Source organism: Paenibacillus yonginensis (assembly GCF_001685395.1).
Taxonomy (GTDB): domain Bacteria; phylum Bacillota; class Bacilli; order Paenibacillales; family Paenibacillaceae; genus Fontibacillus; species Fontibacillus yonginensis.
In genome coordinates, this window is record NZ_CP014167.1 from 3926039 (window position 1) to 3943043 (window position 17005).

Sequence of the window (17005 nt, forward strand, 5' to 3'; positions counted from 1 at the left end):
GAGGCGGCGCAAGGACAGCTGTTGCCGCTAAGAACAATAAGGAGGTTTGTTCGATGGCTGATCAAAGACAGAACCATAACGACCGCGAGGATTACTTTGAGGAGCGTGCAGGCACCGACAATGCCCGCTACCACGCTGTTCCCCATGATGAAGGAGGCTGGGCCGTGAAGAAGGAAGGCGAAGACCGCCCTGTATTCACTACAAACTCCAAGTCGGAGGCCGCAGATGAAGCGAAAAAACGTGCCGAAGAAGCCGGTACTATGGCCATTCTTCATAATGAGCACGGCAGAATTGAAGACCAGCTGAATTATCAGGACAAATAATAGTCTGGTAGAACCAGGATTATAATAAGAAAACAATAAAAGCCGGGAACCAAGGAGAACCCCTGATCCCGGCTTTTATCGGTTGTTTGAAGCCGCCGGCACGCCCCCTGCTATAACTCCTAAAGATTCTCCCCTTGATGTCCTTCTTTTTTCCTAATTTTCTATTGACTAACCTAGCATTCAGTTCTAATATAGGGGTTAGATATGAGTTTCATAGATTTACCAAAGCTATAAACCAATAAAATGATAAAGGCAAAACCATCGAAAGATGGTGACGCAAAACTACAGGGGCTAAAGCGATTCGCTAAGCCAGCCAGTTACCGACATAAGGCGCAACGTTTATTCGTTGATTTCACCCCTTCTTATTTCGGTAAGAAGGGTTTTTTATTTGGGCCAGAAGTTTTTTTGGATAAGAAGTTTGGAGTATCTTAGGGCTGGATACCTAATTCCGATTAACTTCTCCACTCCGTATTGAAAAAGGCAAACTCATCGAAAGGTGTGGGCGCAAAGCTACAGGAGCTAAAGCGATTCAATCGCCATGCTAGCCAGCTACCAGTAAAGAAGCCAGGTTTGCCGCCGGCTTTGGGAGGATGTTATTGATGAAGAAATGGACAAGAAGTCTGATTGCCGTATTGCTTGTTTTTACCGCCATCCTTGGATTTATTCCTGCAAAAACAGCTCACGCCCAAGACGCTAATTCCTTCATCAGCTCGATGATTCAGCTGCCTACGGGAAGCTACAACACCAAAGAAGCCCAGGCGATGATCGGACGGATTCAAAGAATCCCTGCTCCCATCCTCAAAGCTTTGAACGACAAAGGTGTAAAGATCATCCTGACCAACGACATCATCACCAATGTTCCGGAGCTAAATTATCTGAAAGGCGTTACGCCTAGAGGCTGGGAGAAAACCGGCCTGACCTGGGATGACGTTCCCGGCGTCAGCGAGAAAGACGTGGTAGTCCGGATCGGCTACAGCCAAAAGGGCAAAGGCCACAACTCGTTTAACCTTGAAATTCACGAAACTATGCATGCTGTTGACCGGTTTGTGTTTAATACGGTTAGCAGCTCCCAAGAGTTCAAGGATATCTTTAACAAGGAAGCTAGCGTAAACTACAAAGGCGACGGTTATTTCTCCGCATACCCGGAAGAGTATTTTGCGGAAGCCGCCAGCATGTATGTGTACAATGACAACACTCGTAAGCAGCTGAAAGATAGTACACCGTTAACTTACGCATTCTTCGATAAATTGTTCAACAAATAGGGTTGGACGCTTTAGCTTCAAGCAGCAATAAAGCAGTGTCAAAAGCAAGTTAGCAAGTTTAGCTTTACTTCAGCATCAACCATAAGCTTCACCTTAAATATCATAACTAGCAGTTCCCAAGTTTTCTTTAGCAGTCATTCCTACACGCAAGAAAGGCACCTCTCTTAAGAGAGGTGCCTTCTGCATTTTTCGGACTATAGGATCTGGTGTTTGAAGCAATGAACCTAGTTGTTAGGGGTAGATATGCGCTGGCTTAACCTCTGTCCAGATTTCCCATTCTCCCTCTTCGTCCCGGCCGTAATCGTGGTTGTTGGTCGCTTCAATCACATCTTCGTAATACCATTTATCCGGCGTGTTATCCGGCCACATTTTAGCGTCTGCGCTGATGCCTTCTTCCGCAACCTTGCGGTTCAGTACGCTGTTAATAAAGGCCATCGCTTCGGCGCGGGTAATGTATTGATCCGGCTTAAAGGTGCCGTCCGGGTAACCCTTGATCCAGCCCTTATTGGCGGCGGAAACGATATACTTCTCTGCCCAATGGCCGCTGATATCCGAGAATGAATCATTGTCCTGCTCGTCCAGATTATCGAATCTGGAGGCAATAGCCGCAAATTCGGCACGGGTAATCGCCTGTCCCGGCTTGAAGGAGCCGTTCAGATAACCGGTGATAATGCCCGCATTCTGCATGGTAGCAATCGCTTTGTTGGACCAGCGGGTATCGCCGACATCCGAGAAGGAACTATCATTGATCATATAATCACTGCGCGTTGCATCATCCATTAAACGATAGAAGATAGTCGCCACTTCTTCTCTGCTGATATTATTCAGCGGTTTGATCATGCCGTCCGGATAACCAAAGATGTAATTATAATGGTTCTCTTTATCCAGCGTTGGCGGTGCTGGAGGCAGTGCCGTCACCGGCGGTGCGGGCGGCAGAGGTGTCACGTTATTGTCCGTCGTTGGAGGAGGCGTGACGACCGGGGTGCTATTTTTGGTGTAATAGAAAATGTATTCCTGCCCCTCAGCATCCGTAAATGTATAGATGTACGCTGCGTTCACTGCCGTGTATCCGGAAATTGATGCAGCGGTTAAAGTAAGGGTGTCCCCCGGTTTACCCGTTTTCACCGTTGGTGCAGACAAGACTGCTCCTGTCTCCTGCTGCAGGTATCTTACCGTTACTTGCTGATCTTCCGCTACCGGCGGCTCCTCAGTTTCCTCGTCCAGCGTGTAATAGACTTGGAACTCCTGGTTAGGCTCGCCTGTAAACGTATAGCTGTAAAGAGACTGCTCTGGTTTATAGACAGCATCTTCTACCGTAATTGGCTCAGGTTTGATTTCGATCATATCATGCTCGCGGCCTTGGTAGCTGGCCGTGCCAAGCTCGGTTCCTGTATTACGGTCCAGGAAGGTGACCAGCAGCTGGAGGACGTCTACCGCTTCTTTTTGCTCATAATAGAACGTGTATTGCTGATCTTCTACATCCTCGATCGTATAGTCGTAATTTAATACGGTCGGCGAATAAACAACATCATCAACAGTGATAGGCTCAGCCGTTAAATGCAGCACATCGCCTACGGCCCCCGTTTGGACAGCAGGATCAGCAATAGAGATGTCTTCCCCGCTTTCCGGATCCGTGTATACATAATGAATGGTTACCGTACGCTGTACCGGTTCCTGAACGTCTTTCGTGTAATAGAACACTTGAACTTGAGACGGCTGCGCAGTCAGCTGGTAGCTGATAGTGTATGAATCCGGCGTGTAGCCTGGAATCTCAATGGCCGTCAATTTAACTGTCTGGTTTGTTTTACCAGAGACAATGGTTTCGTCCTCAAGAGGTTTAAGGGTTTCCCGCTCCAGATATTGAACCGTAACGGATTGGTCATTAGCCGTGTAGTAGAAGACATGCTGCTGCCCCTCTTCCGTCGTAATGGTATAGCTGTAAGCCGGTTCTTCCGGTGTATACCCGGCTATTTCGCCTGCAGTCAGCTCCAGAGTATCTCCAGGGTAACCGGATTTGACCGTCTCATTCGCCAGTACAGCTCCGGAGTCTTTATCCAGATATTTCACCGTAACGGACTGCTCGGCTGCCGTGTAGTAGAATACGTACTCGTTGGGTCCGTCTCCCGTAATCGTATAGGTATCTTTTGATTTCGTCGCCGTATAGCCCTGAAGATCCAACGCGGTTACGTTAACCGTTTCGCCAGTCCTGCCTTTCACTTCCGTGGAAGGCACAAGCTCTTTTTTGGATTCAGCATCTAAATGTTTTACCGTTACGGTCTGCTCATTGGCCGTGTAATAGAACACGTACTCCTGCGCGCCGCTGGATGTGAATTTATAGCTATGGGAGGTTTCCTCGGCTGTATAGCCAGGAACATCCGCAGGATGAAGCGTTATTTCCGAATTCGTAACCCCGTCAAAGCTGTCTACGTCTGCAAGCGGTTTGTCTGTCCCCCGCTCCAGATATTTCACCGTTACCTTTTGCGGCGCCGCTTCATAGTTAAAGGTAATGGTTACATCGTTATCAGGCATGCTGCCGGTGACATGATCGGCTTTGACTATCAGCCCGCTGCCGGAACTGAGCTGTACGTCTTTTAGCCGGTAACCGTCGAAGGTTCTAGCAGTGATGTCTACCGCTTCGCCTTGTACCTTCAGCAATTCCTGTGTTTGTTCCAAAACCGTTTCGCCTGCTTTGTATTCCACCTTCAGGCTGTTAGGCATGTTGGCATAGCCAAACCACACGGTTTGGGTGGGCTCTTTAAGCGTCAACGTCACTTCAGCTGGGCTGACGCCCGTTTTGAGCTGATACCCTTTGACCTCTTTAGCCGTTACGGAGTAAGTTTTTCCGATATCCAGCGATTCTTGCCCGTTCTGAGAGAAAGGATCATTGTAAAACTGCTCCGCAAGGTCAGGCCGGTCTACGACTACCCCTTCAGCATTTACCGGTTTGCCTTCCACGTTGACATGATAACCTTTGACTTTAATGGACCCCTTGCCGAAGCTGACCTGAGGCACCTCAAAGTTCTTGGAGGTTTCTTTACCGTTGACATCGGTATAGGAAATAGTTGTTGTTCCATTCGTCGGGTACAAGTTGTTTGGATTTGGATTTTTGGACTGGTCCATTTGGACGGTATAAGTCAAAGTCGCCGGAGCGCCTTCAATCACGTTTCCAATCATCCAGGTAAACGTTTCTTTCCCCTTGTCCCATTTAATTTCGCCTTGCGAAACTACAGGATCACCAACCAGATTAAACATATCGCCCATAGGGTCTATGACTGTGGCGTCTTGTGCTGCATAAGAGATTTTGCTGGAGAGTTCCCCAAATACCTTGCTCAGATCGGAGCTGTTGGAGGAAAAGTATCCCCGGTTCTGTACGTTATTTAAGACGTACTGGGCATCCTCGTCTTTCCCAACCTCCAAGCCAATAGAGTAAATGCCGTATCCTTGATCCTGAATCAGTTTAGCTTCGGACAGAGTTGGAATTCCATTATCCGAAACTGTATATTTCTTTTTATTTGCTCCGGTAAGGGTATACTGTTGTTTTTTTGGGAGTTCATAATCGCCGCTTGAGCCCTTCACGCTGGAGTAGTCAAAGTTAGAAAGTCGGAAGTCATACTCCCCGCCCTGCCAATTAAAAGCCTCTGCACTTTTTGCTTCGTAGCTGCGCGTAGGTGCTCCGTCACTGAGCAGCACAATGACCTTATTGTCAGCCGTGCTTCCCTGCAGCAGATTCCCTGCTTCCCGGAGGCCGCTTTGAATATTGGTATATTCAATATTCCTTCCATAATCCCCAGCACTTATTTTACTGATCTCAGTGGTTAATGCAGCCTTCTGGTCAGTCCCTTTAAAATCAGAAAGTTTTGCAGCGGATGTACCAAAGGTCACCAAAGCGATTCTGGTATTTGCATCCTTGATCAGCAGATTGTCCACAAACTTCTTCGCTGCGGTTTTGGCGCTGTTCATCCGGCTGCCATCCCTCATACTGGACGATTTGTCGATCAACAGAACTACGTCCGAGCTGGTCTGGATATTTTTCCCCTCGACCGTCAAGGTGACTTTCCATTTCCCCTGCTCCCCTGCCGGTACAGCAGTTTTGGTCAAGTTAATGGCTCCGGGATTTGGCCAAATCAGTTCGCCTGAAGCCGCAGCCGCAGAACCCACGAACAGATTGGCCGGAATAAAACCTGTAAAAACCAGTACTACGCACATCCACGACATCACAACTTTGAAATACTTGTACATACACGCCTCCTTATGTAAGTTCCTTTCCTTCCCCTAACGCAAAAAAAGCCCGGCCGCATTAACGATGTTAAGTGCAGCCGGACGATCATGAGTCAGAGACCTGGGTCAAGACTTGTAGATTCCGAGGCTTTGCGAGCTAACCTTTCGGTTAGTGTGCCAAATATGTAATTGAATTACCGTTATCGTTTAAGGCTAAGGCTATTTAATAGGCTGATAGAGTCCGGAATGTGACATTCTCCATTGAAAAAAGAAAGAAGGAGATTCCGTCTGAACCAATATATACCATACAAAAACAGTCTGTCAATTGGTTCAAATTTTTAGTTATACTTCGACAAAATTTTTAATAGTTTTGATTTCCCTCTTCGAAACTTCGATCTTTTTCGTACCTCTAAGGGATAACAGGCCGCCAAAACCCTGATTCCCGCCCGCACTTCTGGCCGGTTTGCGCCTGGATCCTGCGCTGTTGTACTTGAAACTAATTTAAAAAAGGAGCCACGGTAGCTTTACCGGGCTCTTTTTTGTACTGCTGAGGCGATCTTTGCGTTAAAATAGAATAAATTTGAATGAAGAGGTGAAGTCTTGATCGCTCTTATCCTGGTAGCTTTAGTAGCAGTAGAACATATTTACATATTTGTTTTGGAAATGTTTCTGTGGACGACCCCCAGAGGCATGAAAACCTTTGGTACCACCAAAGAGGTGGCTGAGGCCTCCAAATCCTTGGCCGCTAACCAGGGATTATATAACGGCTTTCTGGCGGCCGGTTTGTTCTGGGGAATGCTTCACCCGGATGCAGCCATAGGCCGGCAAATCGAGATTTTTTTCCTGATCTGCGTCATCGTAGCAGCGGTCTACGGCGGGGCTACGGCCAAAAGGTCCATTTTGCTGGTGCAGGGTCTGCCGGCTGTACTTGCTTTGGCGGCGGTGCTTTTTCTGTAAAAGGCTCCGAACGTATGGCTCTCAAGCTTTTGCATCAAGCCAGCTGAACTGAATTCTCGCACATGAAAAAAACGGCGGACAGCTCCTTATCGGAGTGTTTCCGCCGTTTTTTGTTGCAGCTGCAGTTATGCAGCCATTGTCAGTTAAGCAGGTTTGCCCATATCAACGCTTTGCGAAACACGTTGCGGTGACACAGGAAATCCGGCGGTTTAGATCGTCCAACACCGTTAAACCGCCTTGGCCCCTTGTCCTGGAACTGCGTGTTTCGCCGCATGACGGTGGTGCAGGATATAATAAACCGCTACGGACAGCAACGGAATTAAACCAGCCACCAGATACATGACCCGGTAATCGCTGTAAGAAGCAATCATTCCCATGAAATAGGAACCCAAACCGTAACCCAGATCGAACAACAGGAAAAAGGTTCCGTTAGCGCTGCCCCGCCGGTGGGCCGGAGAAAGCTTTAAGGCAAGCGCTTGGAAGCAAGGCAGCAAGGCGCCATAGCCGATGCCCATCACTACACCTGAAATCAGCACCATGGCTGCCGAGTGAGCCTGACTCATGACCACCATGCCGACCGCAAACAGCACGATTCCAGGATAATACAAATAATGCTCTTTATAACGGTCAAAAATTTTACCGATCACAGGGCGGAACGCCACGATCATGACCGCAAACACAACAAAGAAATAACTCGTCACCTTGGTTTGATGAATTTCAGCCGTGAAAGAGGACATGAAACCCGATAAAGAGCTGTAGGAAAAGGCCAAAATAAATCCGACGAGCGAAATCGGCACCGCTTTGGGTTCGATGAATTGGCTGAGGCCGAGCCGTTTTTTCCCGGTGGAGACAGGGACACCTGAGGTTTCGGGCCCGGCAGCTTCCGTTTCAGCGACACTGCTGCTGTCCACGGCGCCCTCCCGGCGCGGCAGCTTGATCAGCAGCGTAAACAGCAGCGACAAGGCCGCTATGACCGCAACACCTAGCAGCAATACATTGACGTTCTTATCCTTCCAGAGGAAAAGTCCTAGCGCCGGCCCAATGACCATTGCAATGCTCATAAACATACTGAAGTACCCCATGCCTTCGCCTTGGCGTGAATCGGGAATCATGGCTGACGCGGCTGTGCTTGTTGCCGTCGAAGCAACGGCGTAGCTCATGCCGTGCACAAAGCGAACGATCAGAAACAGCAGGATGCCTTTGGCTCCGAAATAAGCTAAGCAGGCGGCCAGAAAAACAATCATGCCAATGACGGCCATTTTCTTTTTCCCGAAGCGGTCTACCCACTGCCCGGAAAAAAGCCGCAGCAGCACGCCCCCAATGACGTAAATTGTAATGGCGAGGCCCATCTGCTGTTCGTTGCCATGAAGGCTGTCTTTCACGTACAGCGGAAAGGCCGTAGCCAGAATATAAAAAGTCAAAAACATAAAAAAGCTGCTCAAACAAACGACAAGAAAACTCCTCGTCCAGATTTTCTCTTTTATCAAGCTGATTCTCTCCATTTCCCGTCTCTATCTTTTCTCTGTATACTTGTATAATTATAAATTTGGATATTAATAAAAAATAATACTTATTTTATAATTAAATCATTACATCAAAGTTATGGATAGAGAGGATTTTACCCATGGAGTTTCTACAGCTGAAATACTTTCAGACCGTCGCCCGGCTTGAACATATCACCAAAGCAGCCAAAGAATTAAACGTCTCGCAGCCTTCCCTAAGCAACTCCATTCAACGATTGGAAAACAGGCTGGGCATGCCGCTGTTTGAGCGGCACGGGCGGCAAATCAAGCTGAACGCCTTCGGGAAAACGTATCTGCGCAGGGTCGAGCAGGCCTTCCTCGAGCTTGAGGAAGCAGAACGCGAGCTGAGCGATATGGCCGGCCTGGAGCATGGCGTGGTCAGCATCGCCGTCTCGCTCCCTTACGTGCTGCCCACGCTGCTCAAGCAGTTTCTGACGCTGCATCCCCATGTGCGCATCATTCAGCGCCAGCTCGGCTCGGCGGCCGAAATCCGCAGTGAGCTGGAGAATGCCGAAATCGACTTCTGCATCTCTTCTACACCGGTGGCAGGCCCGGACATCGAATGGCTGACCCTTGCCGAAGAGGACTTGTGCCTCACCGTCCCCAAGGGGCACCGCTTCGCGTCCAGAAAGTCGATTGCCCTGCGGGAGGCCGCGGACGAACCCTTCATCTCGTTATCCGCCCGCACCAACTTCCGGGAAATCACGGATGCCTTCTGCCGCCAGGCCGGCTTCGAGCCGCATGTCGCCTTCGAGCTGGAGGAGGTCAGCGCCATCCAGACTCTGGTGGAGATGGGACTTGGGATTACCTTTACCCTGCCCCTTTCTTTAGGCAACCGGGCTCTTAATCCAGGCACCGTACAGCTGCAGATTACCGAGCCGCGCTGTCAGCGCACCTTCGGCATCGCTTGGAATCGGAAGCATTATTTATCCCAGGCAGCGCTGCATTTCCGGGAGTTTGCGGTGGAGTTTTTTGGGGGACATTAATCGGCGGGCTTTAATTAGTACAGCCCCTGCTGCGCTGTTTCCTTGCTGACCCGCTGCCCTGTTGCCTATTTCCAGATGACCCGCTGTCCGGCTGCCTCCTTCTTACTTTTGTTCCGCCATCCGCTGCTGAAGGGAGGCCATAAAAACATCCAGATCCATCGACTCCTGGCGCTGCTCCCCAAAAGCCCTGACCTGGATCAGCCCGGCTTCCCGCTCTGCATCGCCCACAATCAGCATATAAGGGACTTTTTGCAGCTGGGCTTCCCGGATCCGGTACCCCAGCTTTTCATTTCGCTCGTCCAGCTCTACCCGGATTCCGGCTGAACGAAGCTTTTGGCAAATTTCCTCCCCGTAAGCGGCATGAGTCTCGGCCACCGGAAGCACTGCCACTTGAACGGGAGCCAGCCATGCCGGGAAAACGCCCCCGTAATGTTCGATCAAAATCCCGAGAAAACGGTCAATCGAACCGTATACGGCGCGGTGAATGACGATAGGCGTTTGTCTCTCGTTTCGTTCATCGTAATAGGACAAGCCGAATTTCTCCGGCATCTGGAAATCTAGCTGGATCGTGCCGCACTGGTGGCTTCTGTCCAAAGCATCTTTGATATGAAAGTCGATCTTGGGTCCATAGAAAGCCCCGTCTCCCGGATTTAAGCTGTAGTCCAGCTCTAGCTCATCCAGCACCGTGGCCAGCGCCTGCTCAGCCAGCTCCCACTGCTCATCGCTACCCATCGAATCGGCCGGGCGTGTGGAAAGCTCCAGGCTGTATTCGAAACCAAAGATGCCGTAGATTTCCTGGATCATCTGCAGCGTCCGTTTGATCTCCTGTTCAACCTGTTCAGGGGTTACAAACAAATGCGCATCATCCTGGCAAAAAGTCCTTACCCGGAACAATCCGTTCAGCGCTCCGCTGTATTCATAGCGATGAACCTGGCCATATTCGGCATACCGGACCGGAAGATCCCTGTAGGAGCGGCGTTTATTTTTATAGAGCAGCATGTGGCCGGGACAGTTCATCGGTTTAACGGCGTATTGATGGTGGTCAATCTCCGAAAAATACATATTTTCACGGTAATGCTCCCAATGCCCGGACTGCTCCCACATCTGCCTGTTCATAATGAAAGGGGTGCGAACCTCTTCGTACCCGTATTTCTTCAGATACCGGCGGGACAAGTTCTCCAGCTCATTACGCATCTGCGTGCCTTTCGGCAGGTAAAAAGGCATGCCCGGCGCCTCATCCGCAAACATAAACAACTCCAGCTGTTTCCCCAGCTTGCGGTGGTCCCGTTTTTGCGCCTCCTCCTGGAGGGATAGAAAACGCCGCAGTTCTTTTCCATGTTCAAAAGCCACGCCATAAATTCTTTGGAGCACCGGTTTGCTGCTGTCCCCCTCCCAATAGGCGCCTGAAACGTTCAGCAGTTTGAACACGGGTTTCTGCGAAGCCGACCACTCCGCTAGGACTGCGGAATAACGAATATCCAGTACGTCTACAAATCCCGACTGCTCAAACAGCAGAACCGGCTCGGAAGCAGGAAGGGACTTCAGCCACTCCACCTTCCAGCGCTCCTCCCTGGCCTCAAAGATCAGCAAAGCCTCCTCTTTCGAAATGTCCCTGTATCCGAAAGGGGCTTTTTCAGCCGCCAAAGCATCCATATGCTGCTCGATGATCTTCAAATCTTCTTCCCCTAAAGGGCTCGGCAAATCAAAGTCATAATAAAACCCTTGATTTGTTAAAGCAAACAGGCCTAATTTTCCTCCGGCAAATGCCTGCTGAACGGCTCTTGCCAGCAGCAAGGCGGCATAACTGCGAACCGGACTAGCCGGGTCTTGAACAAAATGACTCATAAACAACACTCCTCAATTTTATATTTGATGAACAAAAAACACGCTGTCCGCAAGGGACGAGCGTGCTCGTGGTTCCACCCAAATTCAATCCGCCGGGCTTCGGCGAATCCTTTGCCTTCTGTAACGGGAATTCCCGGCGTCCCTTACTCCCGCGGAAGGTTCTGCAGTTTCAAAAACGCAGCTACAAGGCGGTAAATCCATACGACTGCCGAAGGGGCTTTCAGCCGGTGACCCCTCTCTCTGATCGGTATCCTGCATGGGTTCTTGTCCTTGATCTCAGCTATTTTTGTATAAAAATAAAAAAGAGCATGCTGTCCGCAAGGGACGAGCATGCTCGTGGTTCCACCCAAATTCAATCCGCCGGACTTCGGCGAATCCTTAAACTTCTGTAACGGGAATTCCCGGCGCCCCTTACTCCCACTGTGTTCCGCAGTTTCAAAAACGCAGCTACAAGGCGGTAAATCCATACGACTGCCGGAGGGGCTTTCAGCCGGTGACCCCTCTCTCTGATCGGTATCCTGCATGGGTTCTTGTTCTTGATCTCAGCTTTTTGTATCCAAAATAAAAAAGAGCACGCTGTCCGCAAGGGACGAGCATGCTCGTGGTTCCACCCAAATTCAATCCGCCGGGCTACGGCGAATCCTTAAACTTCTGTAACGGGAATTCCCGGCGTCCCTTACTCTCACGAGAGCTTCGTGGTTTCAAAAACGCAGCTACAAGGCGGTAAATCCATACGACTGCCGAAGGGGCTTTCAGCCGGTGACCCCTCTCTCTGATCGGTATCCTGCATAAATTCTTGTCCTTGATTCCAGCTTTTGTTATTCAGCTTGATATGGAAATTATGATAAACAAGGGGACCGGTTTTGTCAAACCTCTTTTTAAAGTTATCAAAAAGATGGCCTGCTATACGCCCGGTCTCCTTTACGGCAAAGCATTTACGACCGGCTTCACGGTTCTCGACCAGTTGTAGCTGCTTGCAGCGTCCCAGTTGATGGACCAGGTCATCGCGCCGCGGATATTCGGGTACGCTTGAACCGGTTTATAGCTGCCGCTTTGCGTGCCGTTTGCCAAACTGCGGAGGGCATCGTTAACCACGGATGGAGCTACGTAACCGCCGCCTGCCGCAGAAGCCGTAGCTGGAACGCCGAGCCCCAGCTGGGATGGCGCCACCCACTGCAGCGATAGGTCGGTCAGAGCGGTGAGGAATTCCACCGTACCTTGAGAGTAGCACTTTCCATCCCGTCCCAGCATACAGCCGGAGTTATAATATTGCACATTTATGACCGTCGTGATGTCTTTGAGGTTGCTGTAAAGCTGCATATAAGCCGTATTTGGGCTTTGCATGTCGATTGTCTGCGGGGCCATAGTCAAAATAAATCCAGGCCCTACTCTTTGCTGCAGCTGCCGGATCGCCGAGGTCAGGTTCGGCACGTTCATGCCGTGCTCCAAGTCAATGTCAATGCCGTCCAGACCAAAACGGGTGATGATGCTGTACATGCTGTCCACAAAATTAGCCACGTTAGGAGAAGCATTGTCCAGACTGATATTGCCCTGCTCCCCACCGATCGAGAGGATCACCTTCTTGCCTGCCGCATGTTTGGCCTGAATGTCGCTGATGAGATTGGCATCCGAATAGCCGCCCAGCGCAGAAGACAAAGAGGAATCCACGCCGAATTTAACGGCGCCTGGTCTGGCAGTATCCATTTCGGCAAAAGCCAGCACGATCAGGTCATAATCATTTGGCACCGCGCTAAGTTTCAACGGGGTTGCTCCGTTGACGAAATTTTGCCAGTAGCCGGTCAGGATATGTTTAGGCAGCGTTCCGCCGCCTCCGCCTCCGCCGTTCGCGGCGGTTGTGGCGCTGACCGTTCCGCTCGCCGCGGAAACGTTGCCTGCGGCATCTTTGGCCGTTACCTTAAACGTATAGGCCGTAGCCGCAGCCAGCCCCGTAACCGTTACGGACGTGCCCGTTACAGTCTGAACAACCGAGCCATTCCGGTAAACGTCATACCCCGTTACCCCTATATTATCGGTTGAGGCGTTCCAGCTTAACGAAACGCTGGAGGAGGTGGTGCCGGTCACCCTCAGGTTAGAGGGGGCCGAAGGCGCCTGCGTATCGCTTCCGCCTCCACCTCCGCCGCTTTGGGTTAGCTGCCACAGGGCCGGAACATTAGGCGGCTCCCAGCCAACCAGCGAGGTATGCGCTTGAATGGCTTTGTACGTACTGCCGTTATAGGTAACCATATCATTAACCGCATAGGAAACGTTTGGGGCCCAGGCCCCCCGATCCGCAGCAGATGCAACGTCTGCGCCCAGCACGCCAAAAATCATCGTAAAAACGAGGACAAGCGGAAGAAAAAGACCTTTGAAAGACAACTTTTGAGGGAAAAGCTTCTTATTCATAGATTCTCCTCCTTTATGAATGTGCATTAACCGCCGGACAAACCAAAGCTCACCTCCTTTACTAGAGTTTAAGCGCGTAAAATCCAGCAAAATACGGATATAGGGAGCCATCTAGCAGCAAAAGGAAACAACCGGGAGAAACGCAGAACAGGCAATTCAAGCAGCCAAAACCAAAATAAGAGACCCTAGTCGGATTAATTGCGGAAAGAGTATTGGGAGAATTATCAAGAGTATTTTACGAAGAGTTACTAGAAGATATTTTCCATTTTTTCGGAGTTAATATAACATAATTGTAATTTTATGGATAGGGATAAATTCATGCGATCCTACTCCTTTAGAACCGGAACAAGAAGATTTCATCCCCTGCCCAAGCTCGGTCCTGAGCAGCATAAAAAATAAAGAAAGAGCAGATCCCCATAGGAACCCGCTCTTTCTCGCTACTTTACCCCAATTCCAATCAAAATTCAGATTTGTATCTCTTAGATCCGTTTGAAATAGATCGTGTTAATTTGCAGGCCTGGTTTGGTTAGCTCCAGCTTCATTTCGTATACGCCGGCTTCCAGGACAACATGCACCAGAGTCTGCTTGATCCAGTTGGCATTGGTGCCGTTCGATTGAATGGTCGTTACCGCCTGCCCGTTCAAAATCAAATTGCATGCGCTTTGAGCCTGATCCGATTCCGCAGACATGAGACCGGCGTAGAGACGGTATTTACCGGCTTCTTCAACCCGGATATAGGTCGTTCCTTCTGTCTCCGTTGCCACCGCGGTCTCTTCCGCTACAACCTGAACCTGTTCAGGCGCAAGGCTGGCATCCGCTTTAAAGGACTTCAACTCTTCGTCTGTTGCCTGCCAGTCTCTGGAGAAGACCGGAGCATGCATCAGGAAGCGGCAGATGTTCATAGCCGAACGCTGCAGCTCTCCACGGGTCAAGGTACCGTTCTTCAGCGATTCGCTGGAGTTATCGTCCCAGACATTCGTCTCCGCGCCATAGTTGGCCACAACCATGTACAAATCGTTCTGAGCGCGAACCATGAAATTGGTGAATTGACGGCTTGCCGGTCCACCATTCACCGTATCATTCATAACCGCCCACCAGTCCGTCATCACAATACCGGTATATCCCCACTCGCCGCGAAGAATTGTGGTATTCAGGTCGTAGTTGGAAGCCGCCCAGTGACCGTTCACCGGATTATAAGAGGTCATGATGGAATTGGCTCCGCTTTCCTTGACGGCAATTTCAAAGCCTTTCAGGTAAATCTCGCGCAAAGCCCGTTCAGAGACCACGGCATCTACCTTGGTCCGGTATTTCTCCTGGTTATTGCAGGCAAAATGCTTCAATGTAGCGTTGGAGCCGCCTTTCTTGATGCCATTCACGCAAGCTGTAGCAAACAAACCGGAAATCAGCGGATCTTCGGAAAAATACTCAAAGTTCCGCCCGTTCAGCGGGCTTCGGCGGATGTTCAGGCCAGGTCCAAGCAGCGTATCAATCTCGTTGCGAAGCAGCTCCTGTCCCTCAAGCACATAGAGCTCCTCAACCAGCGCTGTATCCCAGGTAGCTGCCAGCAAAGTGCCGATCGAAACCTGGGTTGCTTTGTCTCCGCTGTCCATCCGGATGCCGGAAGGGCCGTCCGCCGTACAGCCGACAGGAATGCCGAAGCCTTGAAGCGGCTCGCTGACTCCGCCGAACGCCGAAGCCGTTCCCGGCGTAACCCGCGGGCTGCTCATGCCTTCTCCGCGTACGATGGCCATCAGATCCTCATCGCTCAGCTGGGCAATGAAGGTCTCCATGCTGACTTTGCCGTCCAGCACATCCTGCAGCTTGTAGCCTTGGTCGCCTGTGTACTCAAGCGACTGTGGAAGGTTCTTCTCAATCCGCTCGGCCAGCGAGAATTGCAGCTTTGGAACTTCAGTGTATTCCAGCTCATAGGTGCCGTCGGCTTTGCGGCTGCCTGGCTTCATACGCGTAAAATCCTCGGTCGGCGCAAGCGCCTGCTGGAGCTGTTCGATCACCTGGAGCGACTCCACTACATAACCGGTTTGGCCGTCTACAGCCACCTCGGACAGCTTTTTCACACTGGTGCCGGCAAAAATGCGATAAGTTCCCTCTTCCAGCACATAAGCGTAAGGGTGTCCCGTTACCCCGGCATCGTCGTAGGAAGCCATACGTGTTACCGGGAAGCTGATCGTCAGCTTCTGCGATTCGCCGGGCTGGAGAAGGTTGGTTTTGCCGAAGGCTGCAAGCGCTTTGGCCGGCTGGCCCAGCTTCCCTTGAGGAGCTTCATAATATAGCTGAACTACTTCTTTGCCTGCAAAAGTGCTGCCCGTGTTCGTTACGTTGACAGTTGCTTCGATATACGGCGCTCCGCCCCGGGTAACCACTTTGGCTGCCTCTGGCTTCACGTCAAATGTAGTGTAGGATAGACCAAACCCGAATTCGTATTGGACTTTATCCGGGCAGAAGGTTTCGAAATAACGATAACCTACGTAAATGTCCTCCTGATAAAGGTTCTTGAATTCATTTCCATAGTTCTGTGTAGACGGATAATCCTCAAGCGAATAAGCAATCGTATCGGTCAGTTTACCGCTTGGCGTTACTTCGCCGGACAGCACGTCTGCAATCGCATTGCCGCCCTCCATGCCTCCATGCCAGGAATAAATGACAGTGGAGATCGGATGGATATAGCTGCTGTCGTTCACCCAGCTCATGTCAATAATATTGGATACATTAAGCACTACCACCGTTTGCTCGAAATGGGACGTAACTTTCTTGATCATGTCCAGTTCATCCGCGGTGAGCAGATAACTGCCGGGTTCGCCGGCATTGTCCTGGTCCTCGCCAGCCGTGCGTCCAATCACTATAACCGCCTTCTGCGAGCGGGTTCTGGCCTCGGCTACAAGCTCGTCGCTCAGCGGCATTTCCTTCTGGTGCCAAGGTTCGGCCGCCCAGCCGCCTCCGCCGTTGTCAAACGGGTTCTGCTCGATCCATTTCTCATAAACCGCTGCAAGCTCTTCATCGACCTTCAAGTTGGTCTTCGAACGCAGCCCGTCGAGCAGGTTGGTGGTGTAAGCCACATTTACGCTGCCGCCTGACCCTGTGCCACTGCGGTAATAGTTAATTTGGGTACGTCCAAATACGGATACGCTTTCACCATTGCCAAGCGGAAGGACCTGCCCTTCATTCTTCAGCAACACGGCGCCGTCAGCCGCTACCTTTCGGCTAAATTCTGCGAAACCTTCCAATGGAACTCCGATTAGCTTCTTGCTCAATATGTTCCCCTCCAAGTAATAAAATACTGAACGATTCGTTGCTCATAGCTAATTTATAGGCGGTATTCTCTCTCTCTTCAACCGAGTGGTTGCCCTAAATCGATGAAATCGATTTTATTTAGGACCGGTTTGAATGAAATCGATTTTATTTTATGAGCAGGAAATCCGTACAGCTTATGTTACCAGCATAATCTGTCACGGAATTTCCCACAAGCACCT

General features: G+C 50.4%; 9 protein-coding genes and 3 riboswitches. Of the genes, 4 read left to right on the forward strand and 5 right to left on the reverse strand.

Features of this window, described 5'->3' with window-relative positions; genetic code table 11:
* Window positions 1-53 precede the first annotated feature (53 nt).
* Both AWM70_RS17875 and AWM70_RS17880 read left to right on the forward strand, forming a co-directional pair.
* Window positions 54-323 (forward strand): DUF2188 domain-containing protein, encoded by a 270-nt coding sequence (locus AWM70_RS17875; protein ID WP_068698662.1) that lies wholly within the window; start codon window positions 54-56, stop codon window positions 321-323.
* A gap of 241 nt (window positions 324-564) precedes the next feature.
* A riboswitch (cyclic di-GMP riboswitch) is annotated at window positions 565-648 on the forward strand.
* Between the two features lie 144 nt (window positions 649-792).
* Window positions 793-880, forward strand: a riboswitch (cyclic di-GMP riboswitch).
* Between the two features lie 42 nt (window positions 881-922).
* Window positions 923-1585, forward strand: a complete 663-nt coding sequence (locus AWM70_RS17880; RefSeq protein WP_068698664.1) for an anthrax toxin lethal factor-related metalloendopeptidase — start codon at window positions 923-925, stop codon at window positions 1583-1585.
* Window positions 1586-1816: 231 nt separating this feature from the next.
* Here AWM70_RS17880 and AWM70_RS17885 read toward each other — a convergent pair whose 3' ends face one another.
* Window positions 1817-5824 (reverse strand): S-layer homology domain-containing protein, encoded by a 4008-nt coding sequence (locus AWM70_RS17885; protein WP_068698666.1) that lies wholly within the window; start codon window positions 5822-5824, stop codon window positions 1817-1819.
* Window positions 5825-5893: 69 nt separating this feature from the next.
* Window positions 5894-5992, reverse strand: a riboswitch (cyclic di-GMP riboswitch).
* A gap of 411 nt (window positions 5993-6403) precedes the next feature.
* On the opposite strand from AWM70_RS17885, the gene AWM70_RS17890 reads away from it, so the two are divergent.
* Window positions 6404-6760, forward strand: a complete 357-nt coding sequence (locus AWM70_RS17890; protein ID WP_068698668.1) for a DUF1304 domain-containing protein — start codon at window positions 6404-6406, stop codon at window positions 6758-6760.
* Window positions 6761-6987: 227 nt separating this feature from the next.
* On the opposite strand, the gene AWM70_RS17895 is transcribed toward AWM70_RS17890, so the two are convergent.
* The gene (locus tag AWM70_RS17895) at window positions 6988-8187 is read right to left on the reverse strand and encodes an MFS transporter (RefSeq protein WP_169823470.1); all 1200 of its coding nucleotides are present in this window, start codon (window positions 8185-8187) and stop codon (window positions 6988-6990) included.
* A 197-nt stretch (window positions 8188-8384) separates the two neighbouring features.
* Here AWM70_RS17895 and AWM70_RS17900 point away from each other — a divergent pair, with 197 nt between their 5' ends.
* Entirely contained in the window at window positions 8385-9269 is an 885-nt protein-coding gene (locus tag AWM70_RS17900; RefSeq protein WP_068698672.1) for a LysR family transcriptional regulator, read from the forward strand.
* Between the two features lie 102 nt (window positions 9270-9371).
* On the opposite strand, the gene thrS is transcribed toward AWM70_RS17900, so the two are convergent.
* From thrS to AWM70_RS17920, 3 genes are all read right to left on the reverse strand, one after another.
* Window positions 9372-11114, reverse strand: a complete 1743-nt coding sequence (gene thrS / locus AWM70_RS17905; protein ID WP_068698674.1) for a threonine--tRNA ligase — start codon at window positions 11112-11114, stop codon at window positions 9372-9374.
* A 921-nt stretch (window positions 11115-12035) separates the two neighbouring features.
* Window positions 12036-13517 carry a chitinase gene (locus AWM70_RS17915; RefSeq protein ID WP_068698678.1) on the reverse strand — a complete coding sequence of 494 codons (1482 nt, stop codon included), beginning with the start codon at window positions 13515-13517 and terminating at the stop codon, window positions 12036-12038.
* 479 nt (window positions 13518-13996) lie between these two features.
* Window positions 13997-16786 (reverse strand): glycoside hydrolase family 3 protein, encoded by a 2790-nt coding sequence (locus tag AWM70_RS17920; protein WP_068698680.1) that lies wholly within the window; start codon window positions 16784-16786, stop codon window positions 13997-13999.
* Window positions 16787-17005: the final 219 nt, after the last annotated feature.